Genomic DNA, 23864 nt, shown 5'->3' with positions numbered 1-23864 from the left:
ACTATTTGCCGGGTGGTGAAATCAGGGTTGGGCCGGGGCGACCAGTTGCGTGGTGACGAGGGCGGCGAGGGCGTTTTCTTCGCTGCCGAAACGGGCGAGCAGGGCGGCCTGTTTTTCCGGGGAGAGGCGGTTCCAGATCTCGATCATTTTCTCGGTCGCGCCGATCAGGACGGCGGCTTGGCTTTCAGAAAATTCGTCGGTCATGGCGGGCTCGGTTTCAGGCAGTGTGGAAAGCGCATCTTAGCGCTTTCCACACGGTCTGTACGGCGGGGTTTTACTCTTCGCTGTCGGCCTTGCGGCTCTCAACGGCTTCTTTCGGCTCGGGCTGCTGTGCGCCGGCTTGTTGCGTGGTCGTCTGCTCAGGTACGTGCAGGCTTGGGAAGGGGAGATTAGGAATCTCGTGCATGGTTGCGCTCCTCGCTAAGTCTGTTGATAGATCTGGTAGATCCGCGCTTCTTGAAAGCCTGCGCAGGATACAGCAGGAAAAATGACAATCAGACTTTTAATTCAAATTAATGCGACAGATGGCCGCAGGGGAGGAGGATCACTGCGAAACAAATGTAGGAGCTGCCGCAGGCTGCGATCTTTTGACTTTGATTTTAAGAACAAAGATCAAAAGATCGCAGCCTGCGGCAGCTCCTACAGGGTATTGCGGTGTAGATCGTTCATTCGCGTGGGCGCGATCAATTGTGGTGGCGGTGTTACTTGCAGACGTCGGCGATGGCGTCGGCCAGTAGCGCCAGGCGCGTGGCATCGATCCCGGCGACGTTCGCCCGGCCCGAGCTGACCATGTACACGCTGTGATGCTCACGCAGTTGTTTGACCTGCTCCGGCGACAGGCCGGTGTAGGAGAACATCCCGCGTTGCACGCCAATGTGCGCAAAGCGCTCGCGCAAGCCGTGCGGCTCCAGCGCTTCGACCAGACCACTGCGTAACTGCGCGATACGCAAACGCATGGCTTCCACTTCGTCGGCCCAGCGGCTTTTCAGCTCCGGGTCGGCGAGGATGGTCGCGACCACCGCCGCGCCGTGATCCGGTGGCGTGGACCACAGGTTGCGGGCGATGTTGGCCAGTTGGCTGCGGATGTCGATCAGCTTGTCAGCGGTTTTCGCGCAGACGATCAGTGCACCGGTGCGGTCGCGATACAGGCCGAAGTTTTTCGAGCAGGAACTGGTGATCAGCAACTCAGGCACTTCAGCGGCAAACAGGCGGGTCGACCACGCGTCCTGCTCCAGTCCGTCGCCGAAGCCTTGGTAGGCAAAGTCGATCAGCGGCAGCAGGTCACGGCGGCGTACCACGTCGAGTACACGCTGCCAGTCATCGTGATTGAGGTCGAAACCGGTCGGGTTGTGGCAGCACGCATGCAGCAACACCACATCGCCTTTCGGCACGTCGTTGAGCACCGCGAGCATGGCGTCGACGTCGAGGCGGTTGTCGCTGCCCACGTACGGGTAGTGACTGACCTTGACCCCGGCCGCAGCGAAAATCGTTTCGTGGATCGGCCAGGTCGGGTTGCTCAGCCACACGCCTTTGCCCGGCAGGCATTGGGCGATGAAATCAGCGGCCAGCCGCAGGGCACCGGTACCCCCCGGGGTCTGGGTGGCGCCGGCACGCTGCTCGGCGATCAGCTTCGAGTCGGCGCCAAGCACCAGCTCATTGATGACCTTGCCGAACAGCGGGTTGCCGTGACCACCGATGTAGGTCTTGGTGTCCTGGCTCTCGACCAGTCGCGCCTCAGCGATTTTCACCGCCTCGGGGATCGGTGTCAGGCCCTGGGCATCCTTGTAGACGCCAACGCCGAGGTCGAACTTGCGCGGGTTACTGTCCTGCGCATAGGCCTCCATCAAACCGAGGATCGGGTCGCCGGGTACCCGGCCGATGGCGTCGAAGTGCATTACTTGCGTCCTTCTGCAGTCTTGGCCACTTCGTCAGTGCGCGCGGCCATGATGAAGTCGTTGCGGTGCAGGCCCTTGATCGAGTGGCTCCACCAGGTCACGGTGACTTTGCCCCACTCGGTCAGCAGGCCCGGGTGGTGACCTTCGGCCTCGGAGATTTCACCGACGGCGTTGGTGAACGCCAGCGCATGCTTGAAGTTCTTGAACAGGAAGACTTTCTCCAGTTGCATGATGCTGTCGCGCACTTCGATGTTCCAGTCGGGGATCTGCTTGATCAGGATCGGCAGTTCTTCGTCGCTGACTTGTGGCGCATCGGCACGGCAGGCTTCGCAGTGGGCTTGGTTCAAAGTGGACATGGTGTGATTCCTGAAATCGAGGGTGTTTTTTTTATTAAAGCGTTTGGGCCGTCAATGCCGTCACGCTAAACCAAAGTGACGGCGACTGACAGACTCAATTGTCAGCAAAAGTCGCGGATCACGCGGCTTTCGGTTTTGGCGGAAACTTCGGAGCGTGCAACCCCAGCTGCATGCCTTGCTTGACCATGCCCATGATGTCTTCGTGAGCGAGATCGAACAGGCGCTTGAGGTTTGGCAGGACAAAGTACAACGGCTGCAGGATGTCGATGCGATACGGCGTGCGCATGGCTTCCAGCGGATCGAAGGCCTGATGCTCGGGCTCTTCCGACAGCGAATAAACGGTTTCCTTCGGCGAGGACAGGATGCCGCCACCGTAGATGCGTTGGCCTTGCGGGGTATCGACCAGGCCAAACTCGATGGTCATCCAGTACAGGCGCGCCAGGTACACGCGCTCCTCTTTGGTGGCCTGTAGGCCGAGCTTGCCGTAGGTGTGGGTGAATTCGGCGAACCATGGGTTGGTCAGCAGCGGGCAGTGACCGAAGATCTCGTGGAAAATGTCCGGCTCTTGCAGGTAGTCCAGTTCTTCGCGGGTACGAATGAACGTGGCCACCGGAAACTGTTTGCTGGCGAGCAATTCGAAGAAGGTCTGGAAGGGGATCAGCGCCGGGACACGGGCAACCTGCCAACCGGTGGTCTCACCGAGCACCTTGTTGATCTCGCCCAGTTGCGGGATGCGGTCGTGGGGCAGACCGAGTTTTTCGATACCGTCCAGGTATTCCTGGCACGCCCGACCCTCGATCACTTTCAACTGGCGGGTGATGAGCGTGTTCCACACCGCGTGTTCTTCGGCGGGGTAGTCGATAAAACCTTGCGCATCGGGCTCGCGGGCCACGTATTGCGTCTGCTTCATACTGCTCTCCTGCTAGGGAATTCGTTCTTGTTATGTCCAGCGATGGCTTCAGAATTACCCGAGAGCGGGGCGGGATGCAGCAGGTTGATGGCGTTGCTTGTAGGAAAAATCGCCGGATTTCGTAAAAAAATCGTTACGCTTTGGCCGGTATCTCGCGTTTGCGGTGATTTGCAGGTTTGAAAAGGCGTGTTGCTGTCACATAATCTTGACAACTATCTGCGCGCCTCGACAGAAAATTCGTGGCGCTAACCCCTGTAGGAGTGAGCCTGCTCGCGATGGCGGCGTATCAGTCAATGAAGGCGCTGACTGGCCTGGCCTCATCGCGAGCAGGCTCGCTCCTACAGGTTAATCATCGTTTTCTCAGGCCTTTTATATGCGTATCAAAGTCCACTGTCAGAACCGCATCGGCATCCTGCGCGACATCCTCAACCTGCTGGTGGAGTACGGGATCAACGTCGCGCGTGGCGAGGTCGGTGGCGAGCATGGCAATGCGATCTACCTGCACTGCCCCAACCTGATCAACATTCAGTTCCAGGCGCTGCGGCCGAAGTTCGAGGCGATTGCCGGGGTGTTTGGCGTCAAGCGCGTCGGGCTGATGCCCAGCGAGCGCCGGCACATGGAGTTGAACGCGTTGCTCGGCGCGCTGGAATTCCCGGTGCTGTCGATCGACATGGGTGGCTCGATCGTCGCCGCCAACCGTGCTGCCGCGCAGTTGCTTGGCGTTCGGGTGGACGAGGTACCGGGGATTCCGCTGTCACGCTATGCCGAGGATTTCGACCTGCCGGAGCTGGTGCGCGCCAACAAGTCGCGGATCAACGGCATGCGCGTCAAGGTCAAGGGTGACATCTTTCTCGCCGACATCGCGCCGTTGCAATCGGAGCATGACGACAGCGAAGCCATGGCCGGTGCGGTACTGACCTTGCACCGCGCCGATCGCGTCGGCGAGCGCATCTATAACGTGCGCAAACAGGAACTGCGCGGCTTCGACAGCATCTTCCAGAGTTCGAAAGTCATGGCGGCGGTGGTGCGCGAAGCACGGCGCATGGCGCCGCTGGATGCACCGCTGTTGATCGAAGGTGAAACCGGCACCGGCAAAGAGTTGCTGGCGCGCGCCTGCCACCTCGCCAGTCCGCGTGGGCAGTCGCCGTTGATGGCGCTCAACTGCGCAGGGCTGCCGGAGTCGATGGCCGAGACCGAGCTGTTCGGCTACGGCCCCGGCGCGTTCGAAGGCGCGCGGGCCGAAGGCAAACTTGGCCTGCTGGAGCTGACGGCGGGCGGCACGCTGTTCCTCGACGGTGTAGGGGAAATGAGCCCGCGCTTGCAGGTGAAGTTGCTGCGCTTTCTGCAGGACGGTTGCTTCCGCCGGGTGGGCAGCGACGAAGAGGTGTATCTGGATGTGCGGGTGATCTGCGCGACCCAGGTCGACTTGTCCGAACTGTGCGCCCGCGGTGAGTTTCGTCAGGACTTGTATCACCGCTTGAACGTGCTGTCGCTGCACATCCCGCCGCTGCGCGAATGCCTCGACGGTTTGACGCCACTGGTCGAACACTTCCTCGATCAAGCCAGCCGCCAGATCGGTTGTTCGCTGCCGAAACTGGCGCCGGCGGCGATGGAGCGTCTCAGTCACTATCACTGGCCGGGCAACGTGCGGCAGTTGGAGAACGTGCTGTTTCAGGCGGTTTCCCTGTGTGACGGCGGCACGGTCAAGGCCGAGCATATTCGCTTGCCGGACTATGGCGTGCGTCAGCCGCTTGGCGATTTCTCGCTGGAGGGCGGGCTGGACGAGATCGTCGGACGCTTCGAGAAAGCGGTGCTGGAGCGGCTGTATTCCGAGCACCCGAGCAGTCGGCAACTGGGCAAACGGCTGGGGGTTTCGCATACGACGATTGCCAATAAGCTGCGTGAGTACGAAGTCGGTAAAGACACGGAAGCTTAAGTTCAAAAGATCGCAGCCTTCGGCAGCGCCTGCAGGAGCAGGCATTTCAATGTAGGAGCTGCCGAAGGCTGCGATCTTTTGATCCTTTGCCGCCAAGCGGCATTACACCGCCGGTTTTTCGACTTCGATACATTTCAAAAATCCCCTCACTTGCCCCCAAGTCCTTTGTTTACCGGGCCGCAAGCCGCCAGAAAAAAGTTGGTCTGCAAATTGCTTATGGCTCAGCAGTACAGCGGTGGGCGGCAAACGTCCGGCATGCAGAGGAAAGAGTGTGGACAAGTACCTTTATGTGGCAATGACCGGCGCCAGTCAGAACGCACTGGCGCAAAAGGCGCATGCCAACAACCTGGCGAACATCTCCACCAATGGTTTTCAGCGCGACCTGGAGCAGGCGCGTTCGATGCCGGTGTTCGGTGACAGCTTTCCGGCGCGTGCGTTTGCCATGAGCGAACGGCCCGCCACCGACTTCACCGCAGGTTCCCTGGTGCAGACTGGTCGCGACCTCGACGTGGCCGTGACCGGCAACGGCTTTATTGCCGTGCAGAACCCTAACGGTGGCGAAAGCTACGTGCGCACCGGCAGCCTCAACATCGACGCCCTCGGCGTACTGCGCGCCGGCAACGGCATGCCGGTACTCGGCAATGGCGGTCCGATCGCCGTGCCGCCCGAGCAGCAGGTCGAAGTCGGTGAAGACGGCACCATCAGTATTCGTGCGATGGGCGAAGGCCCGCGCGTCATGGCGGAAGTCGACCGGATCAAACTGGTCAACCCGGACATCAAGAACCTCAACAAAGGCCTCGACGGCTCGATCTACACCAAGGACGGCCAGCCTGCGCCGGCCGATGCCAACGTCAAACTGGTGTCGGGTTTCCTTGAGTCGAGCAACGTCAATGCCGTGGAAGAAATGACGTCGGTGCTGGCCCTGGCCAAGCAGTTCGAGTTGCACGTCAAGATGATGAACACCGCCAAAGACGACGACCAGGCCATGGCTCGGGTCTTGCAGATCAGCTAATTATCAGAACGTCGCGCCGTAAAACAGGCGCACGAGGAGAATCGAATGCTTCCGGCTCTATGGGTTGCCAAAACCGGTCTGTCCGCCCAGGACACCAACCTGACCACCATTTCCAACAACCTGGCGAACGTCTCGACCACGGGTTTCAAACGTGACCGTGCCGAGTTCCAGGACCTGCTCTATCAGATCAAGCGTCAGCCAGGCGCCCAGTCGACCCAGGACAGCGAACTGCCGTCGGGTCTGCAACTGGGTACCGGTGTGCGCATCGTCGGCACGCAGAAAAACTTCACCGCCGGCAGCCTGCAAACCACCGAGCAGCCGCTGGACATGGCCATCGACGGTCGCGGTTTCTTCCAGATCCTGCAGCCGGACGGCACCACGTCCTACACCCGTGACGGCACCTTCCACCTCGATTCCAATGGCCAGATCGTCAACGCCAGCGGTTTCGCCCTGGAGCCGGCCATCGTCATTCCGAACAACGCGCAGAGCTTCACCGTCGGCACCGACGGCACCGTGTCGATCACTGTGCCAGGCAACCCGGCCGCTCAGGTGATCGGTAACCTGCAAACCGCCGACTTCATCAACCCGGCCGGTCTGCAAGCGGTGGGCAACAACCTGTTCCTGGAAACCGCTGCTTCCGGCGCGCCGCAAATCGGCACCCCGGGCCTGAATGGTTTCGGTACCACGCTGCAGAACACCCTGGAAGGTTCCAACGTCAGCACCGTTGAAGAGATGGTCAACATGATCACCACTCAGCGCGCCTACGAGATGAACTCCAAGGTGATCTCCACCGCCGACCAGATGCTCTCGTTCGTAACGCAGAATCTGTAATCAAGTCTATGGGGCGGCCATGAGGTCGCCAGCAACACCGTGAGGTAGGGTCATGAAACGCTTCGTATCTGTTCTGGCATTGGGTGGGGTCGTCTCGCTCGCGGGCTGCGTCGCACCGACGCCCAAGCCCAATGACCCTTACTACGCCCCGGTGTTGCCGCGCACGCCATTGCCGGCTGCGGCCAACAACGGCTCGATCTATCAGGCCGGCTTCGAGCAGAACCTGTACAGCGACCGCAAGGCGTTCCGGGTCGGTGACATCATCACCATCACCCTGAACGAGAAGACGCAGGCGAGCAAGAACGCCAACTCGCAAGTGGCCAAGAACAGCAAGACCGGCATCGGCCTGACGTCGCTGTTCGGCGGCAGCGGTACCACCAACAACCCGTTGGGCGGTAACGATCTGAGCCTGGACGTCGGCTACAGCGGCGACCGTGCGACCAAGGGCGACAGCAAGGCCGCGCAGGGCAACACCCTGACCGGCTCGATCACCGTGACCGTGGCCGACGTGTTGCCCAACGGCATCATCGCCGTGCGCGGCGAGAAGTGGATGACCCTCAACACCGGCGACGAGCTGGTGCGGATCGCAGGTCTGGTGCGTGCCGATGACATCGCGACCGACAACACCGTGTCGTCGACCCGTGTCGCCGATGCGCGCATCACCTACTCGGGCACCGGTTCGTTTGCCGATGCGAGTCAGCCAGGCTGGTTCGACCGTTTCTTCCTCAGCCCGCTGTTCCCTTTCTAGGTGGCTACGTTGAATCTGAAAAGCTTCATGCTGGCAGCGGCCATGATGTCCGTTGCCTTTGGTGCTCACGCCGAGCGGCTGAAAGATATCGCCAGCATTTCCGGCGTGCGTTCCAACCAGTTGATCGGTTACGGCCTGGTGGTCGGGCTTAACGGCACCGGCGACCAGACGACGCAAACTCCGTTCACCCTGCAGACCTTCAACAACATGCTCTCGCAGTTCGGCATCAAGGTGCCGCCGGGATCGGGCAACGTGCAGTTGAAAAACGTCGCGGCGGTGTCGGTGAGTGCCGATCTGCCGGCGTTCGCCAAGCCGGGTCAGCAGGTCGACATCACCGTGTCTTCGATCGGTAACTCCAAGAGCCTGCGCGGCGGCACCCTGTTGCTGACCCCGCTCAAGGGGATCGACGGCAACGTCTACGCCATCGCTCAGGGCAACCTGGTGGTCGGTGGTTTCGATGCCGAAGGGCGCGACGGTTCGAAGATCACCGTCAACGTTCCGTCGGCCGGTCGTATCCCGGGCGGTGCGTCGGTCGAGCGTTCGGTGCCGAGCGGTTTCAACCAGGGCAACAGCCTGACGCTGAACCTCAACCGTTCCGACTTCACCACCGCCAAGCGCATCGTCGACAAGATCAACGACATGCTCGGCCCTGGCGTGGCGCAGGCCATCGACGGCGGCTCGATCCGTGTGACTGCGCCGCTCGATCCGAGCCAGCGCGTCGACTATCTGTCGATCCTGGAAAACCTCGAAGTCGACCCGGGCCAGGCGGTGGCAAAAGTCATCATCAACTCGCGCACCGGCACCATCGTCATCGGCCAGAACGTGAAAGTCTCGCCCGCCGCCGTGACCCACGGCAGCCTGACCGTGACCATCACTGAAGACCCGATCGTCAGCCAGCCGGGGCCATTGTCCAACGGCCAGACCGCGGTCGTGCCGCGTTCGCGTGTGAATGCCGAGCAGGAAGCCAAGCCGATGTTCAAGTTCGGCCCGGGCACCACCCTCGACGAGATCGTGCGGGCGGTGAACCAGGTCGGCGCGGCACCGGGTGACCTGATGGCCATTCTCGAAGCACTGAAGCAGGCCGGCGCGTTGCAAGCCGACCTGATCGTGATCTGAGGACGGCGACCATGGATATGCGCAAAGGCAGTCTGGTGGGCACGGGCGATTCGGGTTCGTACTCCGACCTCAATCGTCTGAACCAGCTCAAGGTCGGTGACAAGAATAGCGATGCGAACATGCGCAAGGTGGCGCAGGAATTCGAATCGCTGTTCCTGGGCGAAATGCTCAAGTCGATGCGCTCGGCCACCGAGGCATTGGGTAAAGACAACCCGATGAACACCCCGGCGGCCAAGCAGTATCAGGAAATGTACGACCAGCAACTGGCGGTGTCGCTGTCCCGCGAGGGCGGGGGTATTGGCCTGGCCGACGTGCTGATGAAGCAGATGTCGAAGAACAAGCCAATGGCCCCGGGTGAGGCTGCGGCCGCATCCGCCGCCAAGCAAGAGGCGGCGAAAGCCGCTGCGGTGCAGACGCCGATCGCTGCCGGCACCACGGGCACCGGACCGCTGTCGCGGCTCAATGGCGAGCGTCCATTGTGGGCCTCGCGTTCGCTGCATGCGCCGAACACACAGCTGGCGCACACCAACGACATGGAGATGATCAACAAGCGTCGTCTGGCGCTGCCGCCGAAACTGGCTGATCGTCTGCTCGCCGGTCTGGTGCCGTCGGCCACGCCGACCGCTGCCAATGCCTTGCCACAACGTGCTGCGACCACTGCTGCCACTGGCGCTGGCCCGCTGTACAACGGCGACTGGCTGAGTCGTGCCGAAGACGCGAAAGCGTCCGGCGGGCAGATGCAGATCTACGGCCGGGCGATGGCGCAGATTCCGCTGGCACCGGCCAAGCGCGCCTTCAGCTCCGCCGACGAATTCGTCAACACCATGCTGCCGATGGCCAAAGAGGCCGCCGCGCGCATTGGCGTCGATCCGCGTTATCTGGTGGCGCAAGCCGCGCTGGAAACCGGCTGGGGCAAATCGGTCATGCGCGCCCAGGATGGCAGCAGCAGCCACAACCTGTTCGGCATCAAGGCCAGCAGCAACTGGACCGGCGATTCGGCTCGGGCGATCACCAGCGAATTCCGCAACGGGCAGATGGTCAAGGAGACGGCGCAGTTCCGTTCCTATGCCTCGTATAAAGACAGTTTCCACGATCTGGTGACTTTGCTGCAGACCAACAATCGCTATCAAGATGTTGTGAAGTCGGCCGATAACCCAGAACAGTTTGTACGCGAGTTGCAGAAGGCCGGTTACGCAACCGACCCGAACTACGCGACCAAGATTTCGCAGATTGCCAAGCAGATGAACAGTTTCGAAAACTACGCTGCGGCCGGCGTTACAACGACGCCTCTATAAACACACGGTAAGGTTTGAATCATGAGTTTGCTCAATATCGGTATGTCGGGGTTGGCCGCGAGTTCTTCCTCTCTGGCGACGACAGGTAACAACATTGCCAACGTCGACACCGCCGGTTATTCACGCCAGCAAACCGTGCAGGGCACCAAGGCCTCGCAGCAGTTCGGCAATGTTTTCATCGGTACTGGTACCACCCTGGCCGACGTGCGCCGGGTCTACAACTCCTACCTCGAAAACCAACTGCACACCGCCACCTCGCTCAACAGCGAAGCGGCTGCATACGGTGGCCAGGCGACTGCGCTGGACGCCTCGCTGTCCGATACCAATACCGGTCTGACCGGCGTGCTGCAGAAGTTCTTCACCTCAATGCAAGGTGTGGCAACGTCGGCGACCGACGACACGTCCCGTCAGTCGGTGCTGACCGGTGCGCAGGCACTGACCAGCCGTTTCAATGCCCTGGCCAAACAGCTGAACGATCAGAACACCACGATCAACGGCAACCTGGGCGACATGACGTCCCAGGTCAACAAGCTGGCCACTTCGATTGCCAATCTCAATCAGAAGATCGGCGAGATTTCCACCAGCGGTGGCCAGCCGAACGATCTGCTCGACAGCCGTAACGAAGCCGTGCGTCAGCTTTCCGAGCTGACCGGTGCGCAAGTCGTCGAGCGTGGTACCAGTTTTGACGTGTATATCGGCACCGGCCAGCCGCTGGTGATCGGCAACACCACCAACACCCTGAGCACCGTCCCGAGCAAAGACGACCCGTCGCGCGTGGCCATTCAGATGGACCGCGGCTCAAGCGTCATCGACATCACGTCGGCCATGAGCGGTGGCGAAATCGGTGGCCTGCTGACCTATCGCAAAGAAGTGCTCGATCCTGCGCTCAATGAGCTGGGGCGTGTTGCGCTGGTGGTGGCCGATCAGGTCAACAGCCAGCAAGCCCAGGGCATCGACAAGAACGGTGACTTCGGCGCGGCGATCTTCAACAACATCAACAGTGCAGCGCTGATCAGCCAGCGCAGCATCGCGCAGGCGGGCAACAGTGCAGGCTCGGGCAACCTCGATGTCACCATCAAGGACACCGGCAAGCTGACCACCAGCGATTATCAGGTCACTTTCACCAGCGCCACCAACTATTCGGTCAAGCGTTCCGATGGCACCGATATGGGGTCGTTCAGCACCACGACCACGCCACCGCCGGTGATCGACGGCTTCACCCTGGCCCTCAACGGCGGCGCACTGAGCGCTGGCGACACCTTCAAGGTGACCCCGACCCGTAACGCGGCAACCGCCATTCAGACCGTACTGACCGACCCGAAGAAAGTCGCGGCGGCAGCACCGTTGACGGGCGTCGCCAGTGCCAACAATTCCGGCACCTACACGCAGCCGACGCTGACCGACTCGATCAACATCTACAACCCGGCGTCTCAGGCCGAGCTGCAGAATGCGCTCAAATATTCGACGCCGGTCAAACTGGTGTTCGGGGCGGTCGCCAGCGGCAGTCAGTCGTACAACATGGTCGACGCCAAGGGCAACACCATCGGCTCGGGCACCATCGTGCCGGGGCAGGCCAACACCTTGAACCTCAAGGTCGGCATGGTCGACTCCACCGGCGCTCCGGTGATGGATACCAGCGTCACGCCGAACGTACAGAAGACCTTCACCGTGCAGACCACTGTGGGTGCGACGCCAAAGTCTGGCGAAACCTTCACGATCAACCTGACCGGCGCGGCGTCTTCGGACAACCGCAACGCACAGGCACTGGTTGGCCTGCAGACCAAGCAGACCGTGGACACCGGCACCGGCAGCAAGGGCATCAGCCTGACCGACGCCTACAACAAGCTGGTGACCAACGTTGGCACCAAGGCGGCGCAGAGCAAATCCGACAACAACGCCACCTCGGTGATCCTGGATCAGGCCAAGGGCGCGCGCGATTCGTTGTCCCAGGTCAACCTCGATGAAGAGACCGGCAACCTGGTCAAGTATCAGCAGTACTACACAGCGTCTTCGCAGATCATCAAGGCTGCGCAGGAAACCTTCGCCACGCTGATCAACAGTCTTTAAGGAGTCGTAATTCATGCGCATTTCCACCGCCCAGTATTACGCGACACAAGCTGCTCAATATCAGCGCAACTACAGCAAGACGGTCGCGACCGCCAACGAAGCGAGCAGCCTGCAACGCATCAACACGGCTGCCGACGATCCGATTGGCGCCGGTCGCCTGCTCAAGCTGGGTCAGCAGGCGGCGATGCTGGATCAGTACAACACCAACATCAACAGCACCAAGAGCGCGTTGAACGTCCAGGAATCCACACTGGATGCCATCACGACGGCGCTGGCACGCGCCAAGGATCTGTCCCTGGCTGCCAACAACGGTACGGCGACCGACAAGGATCGCCAGGCTTACGCGGCAGAACTGGGGCAGATCCAGCAACAAGTGCTGGGTCTGATGAACTCCAAGGATGCCGACGGCAACTATCTGTTCTCCGGTTCGAAAACCGATACCGCACCGTATTCGCAGAACGCCGACGGTACCTACACTTACAACGGTGACCAGACCACCATCAACCTGGGCATTGGCGATGGCATGACGGTCGGTACCAACACCACCGGTTGGGATGCCTTCCAGCAGACCATCAACACCGGTCGGACCTCCACTCAGATGACTGCGCCAGCGGTGGATGACGGCCGAGTGGTGCTGTCCAACGGTACGGTTGGCACGGCCGCCACCTACAATTCCCGATTCTCCGGTGGTCAGCCGTACACCGTCAGTTTCGTCAGCAGCACTCAGTTGAAAATCACTGATGCGCTGGGCAACGACGTGACTTCAGAAGCCAGCCAGAACGGCGCGATCGTCAACACCACCGGGACCAACCAGTCGGTCAGTTTCCGTGGTGTCGACCTGAAGCTGAACATCAACCTGAAGGCCGGTGACACCAACCCGGACGCGGTCATTGCCGGGCACAGCTTCCAGTTGTCGACCACGCCTGACTCGTTCACCACCGCGCGCAGCCCGGGTAACCCGTCGACTGCCGTGATCACCGGTTCCAGCATCACCAACCAGGCGGCCTATACGGCGGCATTCCCGCAGGGCGGTGCGGTGCTCAAGTTCACCAGCGCCACGGCTTTCGATCTGTACGCAGCACCCGTCACTGCAGACAGCAAGCCGGTGTCGTCGGGCACCGTCGCTGGCGGCAACGCCACCGCTGCCGGCGTGACCTTCGCGCTGGGCAACACTCCGGCTGCTGGCGATCAGTTCTCGATTCAGCCGAACAATCACCAGACCCAGAACGTGCTCGACACCCTGGGCCAGATGATTACGGCCATGAATACGCCGATCGACGGTGATCCGGTTGCCAAACAGAAGTTTCAGGGCGTGATGGAGGCAGGTCTCGGCAACATCGACGCCGCCACCAACCAGATCGGTGCCTCTGTCACCGCCATTGGTGCCCGTGGTCAGTCGCTGGACATGCAGAACGTCACTAACCAGAGCCTGAGTACGGCGAACACCACGACCCAGGGCTCGATCCGAGATTCGGATCCGGCCGAAGTCATGACTCGCCTGACCCTGCAACAGACCATGCTGCAGGCCTCGCAGCTGGCTTTCAGCAAGATCAGTCAGTTGGGTCTGTTCAACAAGATCTGACGGTAAGCGGGCGCGCAAGCGCCCGTTTGTCCAGTCCCTCAGTTAATGTTTTTCGCGGTTTCCAGGGCTCGCTTTACCGAGCGGGCTCGTACCGCCTGTGAGCCCGCCGTGAATTCACTCCCTCTCGTCAGCCTTGTCATTCCCGCCTTCAATCCACGTTTTTTCGAGCGAGCACTGCGCAGTGCCGTCGGCCAAGGCTATGGCCATCTCGAAATCATCGTTTGTGATGACAGCCGTGGCGGCGAGATCGAAAACATCGTCTCCAAGGTCGTCGAGGACACGGGCGTTGCGGTTCGTTATGTGCGCAATCCGCGTACCTTGGGCCTGGTCGGTAACCTGAAAGCCTGCCTGGATCAGGCGCAGGGCGAGTTCATCAAGTTTCTGTGTGACGATGATCTGCTCTATTCCGCCTGTATCGAGCAGCAGGCGCACGAGATGCGCCGTGATGAGGTCAGCCTGGTGCTGGCTCAGCGACTGCTCTGGGATGCGAACGACATCATCCTGCCTGCGCGGCTGGAAAACACCTCGCTGTCACCGGTCAGTGGCCTGTTCAAGGGTGACGATCTGCTGGCGATATTTGAAAAGTTCCCGGTCAACGTTCTCGGCGGATTCAGCAATGCGCTGTTTCGGCGCGCGGACGTCGCCGAACTGTTGCCAGCATTGACCGAGGAGGGTTGCTGCTTCGTCGCCAGCCTGGATTTCGCCTTGTACATCTGCCTGCTGCGCCGCGGCAATCTGGCGGTGTCCAACAATGTGCTGAGTGCCGAGCGTCTGTACCCGGAGCGACTGAGCGCGCAGCAACCGATGAAGGACGCGATGGAAGTCGAGCGCGAGTGGCTTTCGCAAATGCTCAAAGTCCGCAGCGGTGAATCGGCGCCTGCGCCAGGCTGGGTTCGCTACATCCCGTTGACCAAGGCTGACGAGTCGCCGAGGGTGTGGGAAGAACTGCCGTTGAGCCGTACCCTTGGCACCCGGCAGAGCCGTCAGGAGTGTGGCGTCGGGGTCGACAGCCTGAGTTTCGGCGAGCTCTACGCGCAATGGCTGGAGTGCCGGGTGCTGACCGAAGGACAGCGCAAGTTGCTGCCGGAAACCATCGCCGGCTGGTCGCACCAACCGCGGATCGTGCCGATCATCATCGACGGCAAAGGCAGTCGTGATGGTGTGGAGCGGACGCTGGAGGCCCTCGCCAATCAGGATTACCCGCCGGAACTGGTGCTGGTGCTGTCCGCCTCCTGCTCCGAAGCTGAATTGGATGGGCGGGTGTTCCGTCTTCCGCTGCAGGATGACGGGCTGGAACAGGTCAACGCCTTGTTGCCGCAGCTGGAAGGTGCCGACTGGTTCTATATGCTGCAGCCCGGCGATCGTCCGGTGACCACGGCGTTGCTGATCATGGCCGATCGCATCGTGCACTCGCGGTCGTTCACCTGCCTGTACAGCGACGAAGGCAGCCTGCGCGATGGCGAGTCGGCAGAGCCTGCGTTCAAGCCGGATTTCAACCTTGACCTGATGCGCAGCTATCCCTATGTCGGCCGCGCTCTGGCGTTCAAGCGCGAGCGAGTTCTTGCGCTGGGTGGCTTTGATTCGGACTTCGCACAACTGGCGCCTCACGACCTGCTGTGGCGCATGGTCGAGAGCGACGGCATTCAGGTGATCGGCCATGTTGCCGAGGTGCTGCTGGAATCGAAGTTCGATCTGTCGCAGTGGCTCACCGACCCGGGTGTCCTTGAGCAGAATCCGCGGGTGCTCAATGCGCATCTGCAGCGCCTGGGCATCGCCTGCGAGACCCGACGAGAGGGCCACGAGCTGCTCAATCGGGTCGATTATCGGCATGCCCGACGCCCGTTGGTGTCGGTGATCATCGTCGCTCAGGATCAGACGGCTGCCCTGCAACGCTGCGTCGAAACGCTGCTGGAAAAGACCGCTTACACCGAGTACGAAATCCTGCTGGTCGACAGCGGCAGCGAAAGCGCCGAGGCGCAGGTATGGCTCGGCGGCATGGCGCAATTGGGCAGCGACCGGATCCGCGTGTTGAGCTGCCCGCAAAAGAACAACCCCGCCGCCATTCACAACTTTGCCGTTGGCCAGGCGCGCGGCGAGTATGTGTTGCTGCTCAATGCCTTTGCGGTGATCACTCAAGCCGACTGGCTCGACGAATTGCTCAATCATGCGCAGCGTCCGGAAGTCGGGGTCGTTGGCGCCAAGTTGTTCGACCCGGACGGCGGCGTTCTGCATGCCGGCCTGATTCTCGGCTTGCAGGGGCCGGCCGGGCTGCCGTTCTATGGTCAGCCCATGCAGTCGGAAGGCTATATGTTCCGGCTGCAGGCCGTGCAGGACCTGAGCGCCGTCGGCGGTGACTGCCTGATGGTGCGCAAGTCGGTTTTCGAGGAGGTCGCGGGGCTCGACGAACAGGACTTGAAGGTCGCGTACAACGTCGTGGATCTATGCCTGCGTGTCGGCCGCGAAGGCTACCTGGTGGTGTGGAATCCGCATGCCCGGCTGGCCGTGGGCGCTCGCCCGAGCACCGTGGCAACAAGCGAAGAGCAACAACAGCACGAGCGTGAGCAGGATGCGTTTTACCAGCGCTGGTTGCCGCTGATAGCCCGCGATCCGGCGTACAACGTCAACCTCGCGCTGCAGGGCGTCGGCGCCACAAATTTCAGCCTCGAACCGGGTCTGCTGACCGGCTGGAGTGCGTTTTCCAAGTCGCATCTGCCCAATGTACTCGCGGTGCCGATCAATGCTTCCGCGATCGGCCATTACCGCATGAGCCAGCCGATGATTGAGCTGGTGGCGGCCAACCGGGTCGAAGGACGCATCTGCTACGGGTTGCCGTCGATCGTTGAAATCGAGCGTCAGGCGCCCGACGTGATCGTGCTGCAAGGACGCTACTCGGAGCACGCCATCGATGAAATTCCGCCACTGAAGAAATACTTCAGTGCCCGGCGGATTTTCGAGCTGGATGACTATGTCATTGACGTACCTCATCGCAACGCGCACATCCGCAACATGCCGAGCAAGCAGGACATGGAGCGCATGGTACGTCGGGCGATCGGTCTCTGTGATCGGGTAGTCGTGTCGACCCAGCCGCTGGCCAATGTTCTGTCGGACATGCACCACGACATTCGTGTCGTCCCGAACATGCTCGCCAAGGACCTCTGGAGCCATCTGCGGAGCCGCCGGCGCACGTCGAAGAAACCACGGGTCGGTTGGGGCGGTGGCACCAGCCACCACGGCGACCTGGCGGTGATCGCCGATGTCGTGCGCGAGTTGGCCAGTGAAGTCGACTGGGTGTTTTTCGGCATGTGCCCGGACGACTTGCGTCCGTACATGCATGAGTTCCACGGTGTGATCGGGCTGGACGTGTATCCGGCGAAACTGGCCAGCCTCAATCTGGATCTGGCCCTCGCACCGCTGGAGTTCCACATCTTCAACGACTGCAAGAGCAACCTGCGTCTGCTGGAGTACGGCGCCTGTGGCTACCCGGTGATCTGCACTGACACCGAGGCCTATCGCGGCTACCTGCCGTGCACGCGGGTCAAGACCAACACCACTGATGAGTGGCTGCAGGCGATCCGCATGCACCTGGCCGATCCGGATGCCAGCTACCGCATGGGCGACGAGTTGCGTGAGATGGTGCTACGCGATTACGTGCTGCGCGGCGATAACCTGCGTTATTGGGAAAATGGCTGGCTGGCGGACTGACCGATTCGCGCAATCCCCCTTCCAAAAAAACAGGCGACCTTGCAGTCGCCTGTTTTTTTTCTGAAATTCGTCTTTGCATCAATTTCGATACAGTTTTTGTCCGATGGCTCAAGACACCGTCAGTTCCTGTCGATATCAACACATTCGTAAGTGTTTTAGCGGTCGCGGCGATGACGTGTGAGCGCCTGGCGAGCCGGTACTGGTTCTTAACAAGGCAAGGAAGAAGTAATCGCAGTTATCAACGGGACAAATGGCGCGGACACGCTGAACGGTACCAGTGACGATGACCAGATCAATGGTCTGGACGGTAACGACCTGATCAAGGGCAGTGCCGGTGCGGACAAGATCGACGGTGGCGCTGGCGCTGACAAACTGAATCTGCAGAACGCCGGCTCGGCATTTGGTGGTGAGGGTGATGACACCTACACCGTCACCAGCGGGAGATTGGTGACCATTCAGGATGATGGCACCAGTCAAGGTGACACGTTGGTCCTGACCAACATCAACGCTCAGCAACTGCTGTTCGATCGCGTCGGCAATGACCTTTACGTACACCAGTACAGTGTTTTCGAAGGTCAGACTCCCGATGACGGCGTGCGTCTGAAGGACTGGTTCGCCGGCTCCGCCACTATGGATGTTATCAAGACGGCTGACGGCCAGTACATCGGCCTGCCAACCAGCAATGATGCGTTCGCCATGTTCGGCTGATCGTTGAATAAGGCACCTTTGCGCCTGCAAGAAACGTGAAGGCGTTCGTTTGACGTTCGGGGAGGGGCTGATCCGGTTTGCATGAGCCGGATCAGCCCCTTTTTTCTGCGCCCGCCGATTGGCTCTGCGAGCTGGCGCGTTTCCTGCAAGTCCCCCTCAAATCGCCATAAAACGAGCGCTCGCGGCCATTGCCCCTGCGCCCGAATCGGCAGAAAGGTTTAGCCAGAAGGCCGCGGCGCGCAAGAAAGCGACGCGCAGCCCTGTGACGAACGAGAGGGGAGAGGATGAAGGCAGTTATTTTGGCGGGTGGTCTGGGCACGCGCATCAGTGAAGAGTCGCACCTCAAGCCCAAGCCGATGATCGAGATTGGCGGCAAGCCAATTCTCTGGCACATCATGAAGCAGTACTCCGCCCACGGGATTCACGACTTCGTGATTTGCCTGGGCTACAAGGGGTACGCGATCAAGGACTTCTTCGCCAACTACTTCCTGCATACCTCCGACGTGACCTTCGACATGCGTGAAAACCGCATGGACGTACACCAGAACTACAGCGAGCCATGGCGTGTGACGCTGATCGACACCGGCGAAGAGACCATGACCGGTGGCCGCCTGGGGCGCGCCGCGCGCTATCTGGAGGATGAAGAAGCCTTCTGCTTCACCTACGGCGACGGCGTTTCCGATTTGAACATCAGCGCGCTGGTCGACTTCCACCTGACCCACGGCAAACTCGCCACCGTCACCGCCGTACAACCGCCGGGACGCTACGGTGCACTGGATCGCGAAGGTGATCGAGTACTGGGGTTCACCGAGAAGCCGCGTGGTGACGGTGGCTGGATCAATGGCGGTTTCTTCGTGCTGTCGCCCAAGGTCCTGCCGCTGATCGAAGGCGATTCGACGTCGTGGGAGTCAGGGCCGCTTGACGGTCTGGCCGCCCGCGGTGAGCTGATGGCGTTTCAGCACGACGGTTTCTGGCAGCCAATGGACACCCTGCGCGACAAGAACCACCTCGAAGCACTGTGGCAGAGCGGGGAGGCCCCATGGAAGCAATGGGACTGAGTGCGGATTTCTGGCGCGGCAAGCGTGTACTGGTCACCGGTCACACCGGTTTCAAAGGCAGTTGGCTGACCCTGTGGCTGCAAAGCCTCGGTGCGCAAGTCAGTGGTTTTGCCCTTGATCCGTCGACCGAACCGAGCCTGTATGAGCTGGCGCGGGTTCACGAAGGCATCAACGACCAACGCGGTGATCTGCGTGATCTCGGCGCGCTGCTGGAGATCATCGCTGACACCGAGCCGGAGATCGTTCTGCACCTGGCCGCCCAGCCGCTGGTGCGCGAAGGTTATCGCGATCCGCTGGGCACTTACTCCAGCAACGTCATGGGCACGCTGAACCTGCTTGAAGCGATTCGTCAGGTCGGTGGCGTGCGCGCCTGCGTGCTGGTGACCACCGACAAGGTTTACGCCAACAAGGAATGGCTGTGGCCGTACCGCGAAGACGAAGCCCTCGGCGGCCACGATCCTTACAGCAGCAGCAAGGCCTGTTGCGAATTGTTGGCACAGTCTTATGCGGCGTCATTCTTCCCGGCTGACAAGTACGCCGAGCACGGTTTGGCCCTGGCCACCGCGCGCGCCGGCAACGTGCTGGGTGGCGGCGACTTCGCCCCGGAGCGCCTGATTCCCGACGTGCTCAGGGCCTGGACTGCCGACGAGCCGGTGACCCTGCGTTACCCGCAAGCCGTGCGTCCGTGGCAGCACGCGCTGGAGCCGCTGGCCGGTTACCTGCAACTGGCTGCCGGCCTCTATGAACAAGGCCCTGAATACGCCGGGGCGTGGAACTTCGGCCCGGGCGAGGCGGACATGTGCAGCGTCGGCGAAGTGGTCGAACTGCTCGCCAATCGCTGGCCACAGGCACGCGGTCTGCGCATCGAAAAAAGCGAACTGCACGAGGCCGGCCTGTTGCGTCTGGACAGCAGCCGCGCCCGCCAAGTCCTTGGCTGGCAGCCGCGCTGGACTTTGCAGCAATGCCTGACTCAGACCCTCGACTGGCACCTGGCGTGGCAGAACGGCGACGACATGCGCGCCGTGACCCTCGGCCAACTGAACCTGTACCGAGGCGCGCTGTGAGCGAGTTTTCCTTGAAACAGTTGCCGCTGACCGGATTGTTCAGCGTCCAGCACAAGCGTTTCGAAGACCAGCGCGGGCACTTCGCCCGGCTGTTCTGCGAAGGCAGTCTGAGTGCGTTCGGCAACGAATTTCACATCCGTCAGATCAACCATTCCTGCACCCGCGAGAAGGGCAGTGTGCGCGGTTTGCATTATCAGAACGCCAACGCGCCGGAAGCCAAGCTGATCACCTGCCTGCGCGGTGAAGTGTGGGATGTGGCGGTGGATCTGCGTCCTGACTCCGAGACCTTTCTGCACTGGCACGCCGAGCACCTCAAGGCTGGCGATGGTCGCAGTCTATTGATTCCCGCCGGGTTCGCCCACGGCTTCCAGACCCTGACCGACGACGCCGAACTGCTTTACCTGCACAGCGCCGATTACGCGCCGGAGCACGAGAGCGGCTTGTCGGTGAACGATCCACGGTTGGCGATTGCCTGGCCGTTGCCTGTCAATAATTTGTCAGCGCGTGATTCCAGCCATCCCGTGCTCGATCAACACTTTGCTGGAGTGCGTCTATGAACTGCCGTGGGTGCGCCGCACCGCTGAGCCTGCCGCTGATCGACCTCGGCACCTCGCCACCGTCCAACGCCTACGTGCACGCCGATCGCCTGGAACAGGCCGAGCAATGGGTGCCGTTGAAGGTCGCCGTGTGTCAGCAATGCTGGCTGGTGCAGACCGAGGATTACACCCGCGCCGACAGCCTGTTCGACGCCGAGTACGCCTACTTCAGTTCGTTCTCCAGTACCTGGCTGGCCCACGCGGAGCGCTATGTCGCCGAGATGGTCGAGCGCTTTGGCTTGAACGCCGACAGCCGTGTGGTCGAAGTCGCCGCCAACGACGGTTACCTGTTGCAGTACGTCGCCGCTCGCGGCATCCCGTGCCTGGGCGTCGAGCCGACCCGCAGCACCGCGCAAGCGGCGCGAGAAAAAGGCCTGCAGATTCGTGAAGTGTTTTTCGGTCGCGACAGCGCTGCGCAGCTGCACAGCGAAGGCTGGGGCGCCGACCTGATGGCCGCCAACAACGTGCTCGCGCATGTGCCCGACATCAACGACTTCCTCGGCGGTTTCGCCACGCTGCTCAAGCCGACCGGTGTCGCTACCTTCGAATTTCCGCAACTGCTGACGCTGATGGCCGGCGCGCAGTTCGACACCCTGTATCACGAACACTATTCGTACCTGTCGCTGACCGCCGTGCAGGCCCTGTGCGAGCGCAATGGCCTGGAAGTGTTCGACGTCAGCCAATTGAGCACCCACGGCGGTTCGCTGCGGGTATTCGTGCAACGTAAAGACGGCCAGCGTCGTGCGGTGCAACCAGCGGTGCAGCAACAGCTGCAGGCCGAACTGGATGCCGGGGTGAAAACGCCCGAGTACTACGCGACCCTGGCGCCGGCGGCCGAACGCATCAAGCACGAACTGCTGCGCTTCCTGTTGCAGGCCAAGGCCGACGGCAAGCGTGTGGTCGGCTACGGCGCGGCAGCCAAGGGCAATACCTTGCTCAACTACGCCGGGGTCAAACCCGATTTGCTGGCGTGGGTGGCCGATGCCAACCCGCACAAGCAGGGCAAGTTCCTGCCGGGTAGTCGCGTCCCGATCGTTGCACCTGAGCGTATTGCCCAGGAGCAGCCTGACTACATTCTGGTCTTGCCGTGGAATCTGTTGAGCGAAGTGACGCAGCAGCTGTCTTCGGCCAAGGCATGGGGCGCACGCTTTGTCGTCGCCGTTCCGGAGTTGAGCATCCAATGAGCAGAATTCATTACACCAAACCCAGCGTTGGCGAACTCGAAGCGCAATATGCCCTGGACGCCGTGCAGAACGGTTGGGGCGCACGTTGCTACGAATACCTGACGCGTTTCGAGCACGGCTTTGCCGAGCATCTGGGTGCAACCTACGCCATCGCCACCTCCAGCTGCACCGGTGCGCTGCACATGGGCATGGCGGCGCTGGGCGTTGGCGCCGGCGATGAAGTGATCCTGGCCAACACCAACTGGATTGCCTCGGCGGCGCCGATCACTTACCTGGGCGCCACGCCGGTGTTTGTCGACGTGCTGGCCGACAGCTGGTGCCTGGATCCGCAACGTGTCAGAAACGCGATTACCCCGCGCACCAAGGCGATTCTCGCGGTGCACCTGTACGGCAACCTGTGTGACATGGACGCGCTGCTCGCCATCGGTCGCGAGTTCGGCATCCCGGTGATCGAGGACGCGGCAGAGGCCATCGGCTCGCAATGGCGCGGCAAGGCTGCGGGTTCGCTGGGGGCTTTCGGCGCCTTTTCGTTTCATGGCACCAAGACCATGACCACCGGCGAGGGCGGCATGTTCGTCACCTCCGACAAGGCTTTGTATGAGCGGGTCCTGACCCTGTCCAACCATGGTCGTGTGGCCGGTTGCACCAAGCAGTTCTGGCCGGAGTTTGTCGGTTTCAAATACAAGATGAGCAACCTGCAGGCGGCGGTCGGCTGCGCTCAGGTCGAGCGAATCGACGAGTTGATCGAACGTAAACGCGCGATTTTTGCCAACTACGCGCGAGCGCTCGAGGGTGTGCCTGGCGTGTCGCTGAACCCGGAACCGGCGCATGGCCGCAATGGTTACTGGATGCCGACCGTGGTGTTCGATGCCGACGCCGGCATCCACCGCGAACAAATGATCGCCGCGTTCCAGGCCGCCGACATCGACGCCCGGGTGTTTTTCTGGCCGTTGTCGTCGCTGCCGATGTTCAGCCAATACGTGGTCGACACGCCGCTGGCGTTTGCGTTGCCAGAGCGTGCCTTCAACCTGCCCAGCTATCACGACATGACCGACGCCGACCAGCAGCGAGTGGTGCAAGTGGTGCTGGATCTACTGGCTCGCAGGCACGCACTGTGAAGATGTATCTGCTGGGAGCCGCCAACCCGGAAGCGGTGCGCATGCTGCACGCCGTCAAGCGCAGCACGCCGAACATCGAATTCGCCTTTCTGGACAACGACCCGCGCAAGCACGGCACGCTATTTTACGGGGTGCCGGTGCTCGGTGGTTGCGAACGTGTCGGTGAACTCAATGGCGAGGACGTGCGCTTCGTCAATCTGATCACCGGCAGTACCCGGTTACGCTACGAAACTACCTGTCAGTTGGTCGATGCCGGTGCGCGCCTCGGTCAGTTCGTTCATCCGGGTATTGACCTGAGCATGATCCGCATGGGGCAGGGCAGTTATCTGCAGGAAGGCGTGCTGATGCAGGCCGAAGTGACCTTGGGCGACAACACCAGCATCAGCGCCGGCAGTGTCGTGGGGCATGAAGGGCGGATCGGTCACTCGGTGTTCATGGCGCCGGGCGTGTGTATCGCAGGTTGCGTGGAAATCGGTGACGGGACCTTTATCGGGACCAATGCCACGATCCTGCCGCGCCTGCGCATCGGTCGCTGGGTAACCATCGGTGCCGGTGCCGTAGTGACCAAGGATGTTCCGGATTTTTCGGTCGTGGTGGGTAATCCCGCCAGGATCATCAAGACCAACGCAGTGCCTTACCCGGACGCCAGGGTGTTCAAGTAAGCCGTTTCCCGAATTTTTGGAGAG

21 protein-coding genes and 1 pseudogene are annotated in these 23864 nt (G+C 61.3%); 17 read left to right on the top strand and 5 right to left on the bottom strand.

Annotated features, from left to right (window positions below; all coding sequences use genetic code 11):
* Positions 1-21: 21 nt before the first annotated feature.
* The 5 genes from NN484_RS19310 to phhA all read right to left on the bottom strand — a co-directional run bounded on the left by NN484_RS19310 (position 22) and on the right by phhA (position 3161).
* Positions 22-204 (bottom strand): hypothetical protein, encoded by a 183-nt coding sequence (locus NN484_RS19310; protein ID WP_127652334.1) that lies wholly within the window; start codon positions 202-204, stop codon positions 22-24.
* A gap of 70 nt (positions 205-274) precedes the next feature.
* On the bottom strand, positions 275-406 hold the full coding sequence (locus tag NN484_RS19305) for a hypothetical protein (protein WP_256214777.1): 132 nt from the start codon (positions 404-406) through the stop codon (positions 275-277).
* Positions 407-701: 295 nt separating this feature from the next.
* A complete protein-coding gene (locus NN484_RS19300) occupies positions 702-1895 on the bottom strand; it encodes an amino acid aminotransferase (protein WP_274657675.1) in 1194 nt (397 codons plus the stop codon).
* A complete protein-coding gene (locus NN484_RS19295; protein WP_003222798.1) occupies positions 1895-2251 on the bottom strand; it encodes a 4a-hydroxytetrahydrobiopterin dehydratase in 357 nt (118 codons plus the stop codon). Before NN484_RS19295 ends, NN484_RS19300 begins: the two co-directional genes overlap by 1 nt.
* 118 nt (positions 2252-2369) lie before the next feature.
* Positions 2370-3161 (bottom strand): phenylalanine 4-monooxygenase, encoded by a 792-nt coding sequence (gene phhA, locus NN484_RS19290; protein WP_215501642.1) that lies wholly within the window; start codon positions 3159-3161, stop codon positions 2370-2372.
* Between the two features lie 373 nt (positions 3162-3534).
* Between phhA and NN484_RS19285 the strand changes: the two genes are divergently transcribed.
* The 17 genes and pseudogenes from NN484_RS19285 to NN484_RS19205 all read left to right on the top strand — a co-directional run bounded on the left by NN484_RS19285 (position 3535) and on the right by NN484_RS19205 (position 23840).
* Positions 3535-5097 carry a sigma-54-dependent transcriptional regulator gene (locus NN484_RS19285; RefSeq protein ID WP_274657674.1) on the top strand — a complete coding sequence of 521 codons (1563 nt, stop codon included), beginning with the start codon at positions 3535-3537 and terminating at the stop codon, positions 5095-5097.
* Between the two features lie 271 nt (positions 5098-5368).
* Positions 5369-6109 (top strand): flagellar basal body rod protein FlgF, encoded by a 741-nt coding sequence (locus NN484_RS19280; RefSeq protein WP_007965507.1) that lies wholly within the window; start codon positions 5369-5371, stop codon positions 6107-6109.
* 45 nt (positions 6110-6154) lie between these two features.
* Positions 6155-6940, top strand: a complete 786-nt coding sequence (flgG, locus tag NN484_RS19275) for a flagellar basal-body rod protein FlgG (protein WP_003222804.1) — start codon at positions 6155-6157, stop codon at positions 6938-6940.
* Between the two features lie 52 nt (positions 6941-6992).
* Positions 6993-7688, top strand: a complete 696-nt coding sequence (flgH, locus tag NN484_RS19270) for a flagellar basal body L-ring protein FlgH (protein WP_007965503.1) — start codon at positions 6993-6995, stop codon at positions 7686-7688.
* A gap of 27 nt (positions 7689-7715) precedes the next feature.
* Positions 7716-8804, top strand: coding sequence for a flagellar basal body P-ring protein FlgI (locus NN484_RS19265; protein WP_274659317.1), 1089 nt, complete (start codon positions 7716-7718; stop codon positions 8802-8804).
* 11 nt (positions 8805-8815) lie between these two features.
* Positions 8816-10099 carry a flagellar assembly peptidoglycan hydrolase FlgJ gene (gene flgJ / locus NN484_RS19260; RefSeq protein WP_127652329.1) on the top strand — a complete coding sequence of 428 codons (1284 nt, stop codon included), beginning with the start codon at positions 8816-8818 and terminating at the stop codon, positions 10097-10099.
* Positions 10100-10120: 21 nt separating this feature from the next.
* Positions 10121-12166 (top strand): flagellar hook-associated protein FlgK, encoded by a 2046-nt coding sequence (flgK, locus tag NN484_RS19255; RefSeq protein ID WP_215501643.1) that lies wholly within the window; start codon positions 10121-10123, stop codon positions 12164-12166.
* 13 nt (positions 12167-12179) lie between these two features.
* Positions 12180-13748 (top strand): flagellar hook-associated protein 3, encoded by a 1569-nt coding sequence (locus tag NN484_RS19250; protein ID WP_274657673.1) that lies wholly within the window; start codon positions 12180-12182, stop codon positions 13746-13748.
* Positions 13749-13856: 108 nt separating this feature from the next.
* Entirely contained in the window at positions 13857-17450 is a 3594-nt protein-coding gene (locus NN484_RS19245; RefSeq protein WP_274657672.1) for a glycosyltransferase, read from the top strand.
* Between the two features lie 228 nt (positions 17451-17678).
* A pseudogene (locus NN484_RS27395) lies at positions 17679-17789 on the top strand (hypothetical protein); the annotation flags it as partial.
* Positions 17790-17936: 147 nt separating this feature from the next.
* On the top strand, positions 17937-18158 hold the full coding sequence (locus tag NN484_RS19235) for a hypothetical protein (protein ID WP_274657671.1): 222 nt from the start codon (positions 17937-17939) through the stop codon (positions 18156-18158).
* Positions 18159-18442: 284 nt separating this feature from the next.
* Positions 18443-19216: a glucose-1-phosphate cytidylyltransferase gene (gene rfbF, locus NN484_RS19230; RefSeq protein ID WP_077571633.1), complete on the top strand. Its 774-nt coding sequence runs from the start codon at positions 18443-18445 to the stop codon at positions 19214-19216.
* A complete protein-coding gene (gene rfbG / locus NN484_RS19225) occupies positions 19198-20280 on the top strand; it encodes a CDP-glucose 4,6-dehydratase (RefSeq protein ID WP_215501646.1) in 1083 nt (360 codons plus the stop codon). Before rfbF ends, rfbG begins: the two co-directional genes overlap by 19 nt.
* On the top strand, positions 20277-20837 hold the full coding sequence (gene rfbC / locus NN484_RS19220; RefSeq protein ID WP_215501647.1) for a dTDP-4-dehydrorhamnose 3,5-epimerase: 561 nt from the start codon (positions 20277-20279) through the stop codon (positions 20835-20837). Before rfbG ends, rfbC begins: the two co-directional genes overlap by 4 nt.
* Positions 20834-22060 carry a class I SAM-dependent methyltransferase gene (locus NN484_RS19215; protein ID WP_215501648.1) on the top strand — a complete coding sequence of 409 codons (1227 nt, stop codon included), beginning with the start codon at positions 20834-20836 and terminating at the stop codon, positions 22058-22060. The genes rfbC and NN484_RS19215 overlap by 4 nt, the downstream gene beginning before the upstream one ends.
* Entirely contained in the window at positions 22057-23178 is a 1122-nt protein-coding gene (locus tag NN484_RS19210) for a DegT/DnrJ/EryC1/StrS family aminotransferase (protein ID WP_215501649.1), read from the top strand. The genes NN484_RS19215 and NN484_RS19210 overlap by 4 nt, the downstream gene beginning before the upstream one ends.
* Positions 23175-23840, top strand: a complete 666-nt coding sequence (locus tag NN484_RS19205) for an acetyltransferase (RefSeq protein ID WP_064586556.1) — start codon at positions 23175-23177, stop codon at positions 23838-23840. Before NN484_RS19210 ends, NN484_RS19205 begins: the two co-directional genes overlap by 4 nt.
* The last annotated feature ends 24 nt before the right edge of the window (positions 23841-23864 follow it).

The sequence above is a fragment of the Pseudomonas serboccidentalis genome (assembly GCF_028830055.1).
Taxonomy (GTDB): Bacteria; Pseudomonadota; Gammaproteobacteria; order Pseudomonadales; family Pseudomonadaceae; genus Aquipseudomonas; species Aquipseudomonas serboccidentalis.
This window is presented reverse-complemented; position numbering and strand designations above follow the sequence as displayed.